Source organism: Microbacterium umsixpiens (assembly GCF_053543675.1).
On the sequence record NZ_JBLVOH010000066.1, the window covers coordinates 7533 to 12713 of the forward strand.

At 65.7% G+C, this 5181-nt stretch carries 2 protein-coding genes and 1 tRNA gene; all 3 read left to right on the forward strand.

Going from position 1 to position 5181, the window contains the following annotated elements:
* Positions 1 to 39: 39 nt before the first annotated feature.
* The 3 genes from rpoC to ACNPM4_RS06645 all read left to right on the forward strand — a co-directional run bounded on the left by rpoC (position 40) and on the right by ACNPM4_RS06645 (position 5140).
* Positions 40 to 3915: a DNA-directed RNA polymerase subunit beta' gene (gene rpoC / locus ACNPM4_RS06635; protein WP_448985146.1), complete on the forward strand. Its 3876-nt coding sequence runs from the start codon at positions 40 to 42 to the stop codon at positions 3913 to 3915.
* 133 nt (positions 3916 to 4048) lie between these two features.
* A complete protein-coding gene (locus tag ACNPM4_RS06640; protein ID WP_448985147.1) occupies positions 4049 to 4969 on the forward strand; it encodes a PfkB family carbohydrate kinase in 921 nt (306 codons plus the stop codon).
* Positions 4970 to 5055: 86 nt separating this feature from the next.
* Positions 5056 to 5140 (forward strand) — tRNA-Tyr (locus tag ACNPM4_RS06645).
* The last annotated feature ends 41 nt before the right edge of the window (positions 5141 to 5181 follow it).

Genomic DNA, 5181 nt, shown 5'->3' on the forward strand with positions numbered 1-5181 from the left:
AGCAGACTTCTCAAAAAGAATTCCGACACAGGAGAATCAGTGCTCGAGTCAAACACTTTCGATGAGCTTCGCATCGGCCTGGCCACCGCGGACCACATCCGCGCGTGGTCGTACGGTGAGGTCAAGAAGCCCGAAACCATCAACTACCGCACCCTGAAGCCGGAGAAGGATGGTCTCTTCGGAGAGCAGATCTTCGGCCCGTCCCGCGACTGGGAGTGCGCCTGCGGCAAGTACAAGCGTGTCCGCTTCAAGGGCATCGTCTGCGAGCGCTGCGGCGTGGAGGTCACCAAGAGCTCCGTCCGTCGCGAGCGCATGGGTCACATCGAGCTCGCCGCTCCCGTCACCCACATCTGGTACTTCAAGGGCGTGCCCTCGCGTCTCGGCTACCTGCTCGACATGGCGCCGAAGGACCTCGAGAAGGTCATCTACTTCGCTGCCTACATGGTCATCTCGGTCGATGAGGATGCTCGTCACCGCGACCTGGGCACGCAGGAGAACAACATCCGCCTCGAGCTGAAGACGCTCGGCGACCGCCGCGACTCCAAGATCGCGGAGCGCCTGGCCAAGCTGGAGGAGGAGCTCGCTGCTCTCGAGGCAGAGGGTGCCAAGGCCGACGCCAAGAAGAAGGTGAAGGACGCCGCCGAGAAGGAGATGTCCCTCATCCGCAAGGGTGCCGACGAGCAGATCGCCAAGCTCGAGCGCGTGTGGGAAGACTTCCGCACCCTCGAGGTCGGCGCACTGCGCCCGGAGGACGACGTCTTCCACGAGCTGCAGGACCGCTTCGGTCAGTACTTCGAGGCCTACATGGGCGCCGAGTCGATCCAGCGTCGCCTCGCGGCGTTCGACCTGGTCGCCGAGGCGGAGAACCTGCGTCTGCAGATCTCCGAGGGCAAGGGCCAGCGCAAGATCCGTGCGATCAAGCGCCTCAAGGTCGTCAGCTCGTTCCTCGAGACCGGTATGAGCCCGGCCGCGATGGTCCTCGACGTCGTCCCGGTCATCCCGCCGGAGCTGCGCCCGATGGTCCAGCTCGACGGTGGCCGTTTCGCCACCTCCGACCTGAACGACCTGTACCGCCGCGTCATCAACCGCAACAACCGTCTTCGTCGTCTGATCGACCTCGGTGCTCCCGAGATCATCGTCAACAACGAGAAGCGCATGCTGCAGGAGGCCGTCGACGCACTGTTCGACAACGGTCGCCGTGGTCGTCCCGTCACCGGTACCGGAAACCGTGCCCTGAAGTCCCTCAGCGACATGCTGAAGGGTAAGCAGGGTCGCTTCCGTCAGAACCTGCTCGGCAAGCGCGTCGACTACTCCGGCCGTTCGGTCATCATCGTCGGCCCGCAGCTGAAGCTGCACCAGTGCGGTCTGCCCAAGCAGATGGCTCTGGAGCTCTTCAAGCCGTTCGTCATCAAGCGTCTGATCGACCTCGGTCACTCGCAGAACATCAAGGCCGCCAAGCGCGCGGTCGAGCGCACCCGTCCCGAGGTCTGGGACGTGCTCGAGGAGATCATCCGTGAGCGTCCGGTTCTGCTGAACCGTGCACCCACGCTGCACCGCCTCGGCATCCAGGCGTTCGAGCCGCAGCTCGTCGAGGGCAAGGCCATCCAGCTGCACCCGCTCGTCTGCGCGGCGTTCAACGCCGACTTCGACGGTGACCAGATGGCTGTGCACCTGCCGCTGTCGGTCGAGGCTCAGGCCGAGGCCCGCGTGCTGATGCTCGCGTCGAACAACATCCTGAAGCCGTCCGACGGGCGCCCGGTCACCCTGCCTTCGCAGGACATGATCATCGGTCTGCACCACCTGACCACGGTCAAGGAGGGCGCAGCCGGTGAGGGCCGTGCATTCGGTTCGGTGGGCGAGGCGATCCTGGCCAAGGACGAGGGCACCCTCGACCTGCAGGCGAAGATCCGCATCCGCATCCCGGGTCTGACCTTCCTCGAGGGCGAAGCTCCCGAGGGCTACGAGCGCCACGGTCTCGTGGACGCCTCGCTGGGTCAGGCGATCTTCAACGACACGCTGCCGAAGGGCTACCCGTTCGTCCGCGAGCAGGCTGACAAGAACAAGCTGTCGCAGATCGTCAACAAGCTGGCCGAGGAGTACCCCAAGGTCGAGACCGCTGCATCGCTGGACCGCATCAAGGACGCCGGCTTCTACTGGGCCACGCGCTCCGGTGTGACCGTCGCCCTGAGCGACATCCTCACCCCGCCGAACAAGGCGGAGATCGTCGCCGGCTACGAGAAGCAGGCCGCGAAGGTCCAGTCGCAGTACGAGAAGGGTCTGACGACCGACTCCGAGCGTCGCCAGGAGCTCATCAAGATCTGGACCGAGGCGACCGACGAGGTCCAGGCCGCGATGAAGGCGAACTTCCCGGAGGACAACACCATCAACCGCATGGTGTCCTCGGGCGCCCGTGGTAACTGGCTGCAGATCCGGAACATCGCCGGTATGCGTGGTCTCGTGAACAACCCCAAGGGTGAGATCATCCCGCGTCCGATCATCTCCTCGTACCGCGAGGGTCTGTCGGTGGCGGAGTACTTCATCGCGACGCACGGTACCCGTAAGGGTCTGGCCGACACCGCTCTGCGTACCGCCGACTCGGGTTACCTGACCCGTCGTCTGGTGGATGTCTCGCAGGACGTCATCATCCGCGAAGAGGACTGCGGCACGTCGAAGGGCCTCGAGCTCCCGATCGCCGCTCCGAACTCGCAGGGCGAGCTGGTGCGTGACGCGAACGTCGAGAACTCGGTGTTCGCTCGTACGCTGGCCTCCGACGTGGTCGACAGCAAGGGCGAGGTCCTCGCCTCTGCCGGCGACGACGTGGGTGACGTGCTGATCGACAAGCTGGTCGCTCTGGGCGTCGAGACCATCAAGGTGCGCTCGGTCCTGACCTGCGACTCCGCCGTCGGTGTCTGCGCGCAGTGCTACGGCCGTTCGCTCGCGACGGGTAAGACCGTCGACATCGGCGAGGCCGTCGGCATCATCGCGGCCCAGTCGATCGGTGAGCCCGGTACCCAGCTGACGATGCGTACCTTCCACACGGGTGGTTCGGCATCGGCGGATGACATCACGCAGGGTCTTCCCCGCGTGCAGGAGCTCTTCGAGGCGCGTACCCCCAAGGGCGCGTCGCCGATCGCCGAGGCCGATGGCCGCATCGCGATCGACGAGACCGACAAGGGCAAGAAGGTCATCCTCACGCCCGACAGCGGTGAAGAGCCGGTCATCTACCCGGTGCTGAAGCGTGCGACGCTTCTCGTCGAGGACGGGCAGCACGTCACGGTCGGTCAGCCGATCCTGGTGGGCACGCTCGACCCCAAGGAGATCATGCGTGTCATGGGTGCTCGCGAGGTGCAGCGTTACCTCGTCGGCGGCGTCCAGGGCGTGTACCGCTCGCAGGGTGTGCCGATCCACGACAAGCACATCGAGGTCATCGTCCGTCAGATGCTCCGCAAGGTCACGGTCGTCGATCACGCCGACACGAACCTGCTGCCGGGTGAGATGGTCGACCTCAAGCGCTACCAGTCGATCAACCGCGAGACCGTGTCAGAGGGCAAGCGCCCCGCGTCGGGCCGACCGGAGCTGATGGGTATCACGAAGGCGTCGCTCGCGACCGAGTCGTGGCTGTCGGCCGCCTCCTTCCAGGAGACGACCCGCGTGCTCACCGAGGCTGCGATGCAGGGCAAGCGTGACCCGCTGGTCGGTCTCAAGGAGAACGTCATCATCGGTAAGCTCATCCCCGCCGGAACCGGTCTCTCGAAGTACCGCGACGTCACGGTCGAGGCCACCGAGGAAGCCAAGAGCGAGCGCTACCCGAACCGGATCTTCGCATCCGACGGTGCGTACGCCGACGGCGACTTCGGATACGTCGACTTCGACGCGTTCTCGACGGACGACATCACCCCCGGTACTTACAACTGATTGAGTACTGAGTGATTGAGGAAGGCCCCGGGGTTCACCCTGGGGCCTTCTTCGTACCCACGGCGATGTCGTGGGGGCGGGGAGCGGGGCGTGACGGGCAGGTGGGGACAGGTGAGGGCGATAGGGTCGGCGGGTGAGCAACGAGACATCTTCCGTGGTCGTGATCGGCGATGCTCTGATCGACGAGATCCACGACAGCGCCGGTGTGCGCGAGTTGGTGGGCGGGGCCGCGTTGAACGTCGCCGTGGGCCTGCGCCGTCTGGGCGTCGAGACGACCCTGATCGCCATGGTGGGTGACGATGAGGCCGGCGCACACATCCGCGAGTACCTCTCCGATCATGGCGTGCGTCTGATCTCGAGTGAGGCGCCGCTCGGCTCCTCGCGGGCGATCGTGCGGCGTGCGGCGAACGGCGAGCCGGAGTACGTCTTCAACGAAGCTGCCCAGCGGCGCAGCATCCGCTATTCCGACGAGGCACGCACCGCGATCGCGGACGCCGGGCTCGTCGCGATCAGCTGCTTCCCCTTCGACGTGCCGAGCGAGGTGGACGCTCTCGTCGGTGCCGTCGCTGATGCCCGTGTCGCCGTGGACCCCAATCCGCGCCTCGGGATGCTGCATGATCGTGTCGAGTTCGTCCGAGGGTTCGAACGGATCGCCGCATCGGCAGTCATCGTCAAGGTCGGCGCCGACGATGCGGCGGTCCTCTACGATGGCGATCTCGACGCGCTGCGAGTGCGGCTTCGCGAGATCGGTGCCGCTGCGGTGCTGGCAACCGCAGGTGCGGCCGGTGCGACGCTCGACACGGAAGCGGGCATCGCCTCCGCGCCGATCACCCCGCTCGCCGGTGACGTGATCGACACGGTCGGCGCAGGAGATGCGACGCTCGCAGCCGTTGCCGCTGGGCTGGTGTCCATGTCCCCGACCGAGCTGGAGGAGTGGCATGTGCTCCTCCTCCGCGCCATGGACATCGCGGCCGCGACGTGTCGTGCGGAGGGCGGTCTGCTGCGGACTCCGGAGTCGTTGGCGGACGCTCAGCGCGGGGTCCACGGCAGCTGACGGTTCGATTTCTTCGACCCGCCTCGGGCAGGTATGCTTATCTTTCGTGCCCCCGGTTGGCTGTTCAAGTCGGACGGGTGCGCTCTGGCGAGTTACCCAAGCGGCCAAAGGGATCTGACTGTAAATCAGACTGCTCAGCATTCGGGGGTTCGAATCCCTCACTCGCCACCACGGAGGTCCTCGGACCCGACCAGGACGTTTCGAAAGGCCGC